The organism is Christensenella hongkongensis (assembly GCF_000981035.1).
GTDB classification, from domain to species: domain Bacteria; phylum Bacillota; class Clostridia; order Christensenellales; family Christensenellaceae; genus Christensenella; species Christensenella hongkongensis.
In genome coordinates this window covers 1-1,074 of record NZ_LAYJ01000037.1, presented here as the reverse complement: position 1 = coordinate 1,074, position 1,074 = coordinate 1, and the positions used below count along the sequence as shown (strand labels likewise).

Here is a 1,074-nt window from a genome sequence, read left to right as displayed (position 1 = left end):
CCAGCCACTGCGTGATCGTTCCTTCTGTCATCTGAAGCCCCTGCTTGGGCATGATTACTTTTTCCGCCATTTCCTATCACTCCCCTATTTGTACATCGTCGCTCGCGCCGCTGCTACGATTTCCCCTACCTGGGGCACCACAGCATTCTCCAGCCCGATGTTAAACGGCAGCGGGCACTGCTTTGCGCCAAGACGTACAGGTGCATGATCCAGATACGGGAACACCCGTTCCGTTACCTCTGACGCGATCTCCGCTCCCCACCCTGCCTGGCGGTGCGCTTCATGCACCGTTACAAGCCGGCCTGTTTTCTTCACACTTTCGATGATCGTGTCATAGTCGAACGGCACCATTGTCCTCGGATCAATGACCTCCGCGGAAATTCCTTCCTTTTCCAGCTCCGCCGCTGCTTCAAGCGCCTTTGACACATAAAGCAGGTTTGCTACGATCGTCACGTCCTTTCCTTCTTTCCTGACCTTTGCCTTGCCGAACGGTATCATGAAGTCCGGATCGTCCGGAACGTCTTCCTTTGTGCTGTACAGCGCCTTGTGCTCAAAGAACATTACAGGGTTATCGTCACGGATCGCCGTCCTCAGAAGCCCCGCTACGTCCGTCCCGGTGGACGGGCACGCTACCTTGAGCCCCGGGAAGTGCATGAATATCGTTTCCAGCGACTGGCTGTGCGTTGCCGCGTTGCCACGCCCGATTCCCTGCTGGCCGCGGATCACCAGCGGTATCCTTGCTTTCCCGCCGAAGATATATCTTGTCTTTGCAACCTGGTTGATGATCTGGTCCATTGCCACAAGCGTGAAGTCCATATACATCAGCTCCACCACCGGGCGCATTCCCGCGCACGCTGCGCCAAGACCCGCTCCGATCATTTCCGCCTCTGAGATCGGCGTATTGAAGCACCTGTCTGCCCCCAGCTCGTCCGCAAGCCCACGCGTACATCCAAATACTCCGCCCAGCACCTGGACGTCCTCTCCCATTACAAATACTTTATCGTCACGTTTCATCTCTGACAGCAATGTGTCCCTCACTGCCATTGCATACGTTTTATTGCTCATCTTCTTTTT

1 protein-coding gene is annotated in these 1,074 nt (G+C 55.6%); it reads right to left on the bottom strand.

Annotated features, from left to right (window positions below):
• Positions 1-84: 84 nt before the first annotated feature.
• Positions 85-1,065 (bottom strand): alpha-ketoacid dehydrogenase subunit beta, encoded by a 981-nt coding sequence (locus tag CHK_RS01745; RefSeq protein WP_046442309.1) that lies wholly within the window; start codon positions 1,063-1,065, stop codon positions 85-87.
• Positions 1,066-1,074: the final 9 nt, after the last annotated feature.

What these genes read in the sequence shown, in the direction of transcription:
- CHK_RS01745 (WP_046442309.1), bottom strand. Translation starts at nt 1,065, where the DNA reads ATGAGCAATAAAACGTATGCAATGGCAGTGAGGGACACATTGCTGTCA.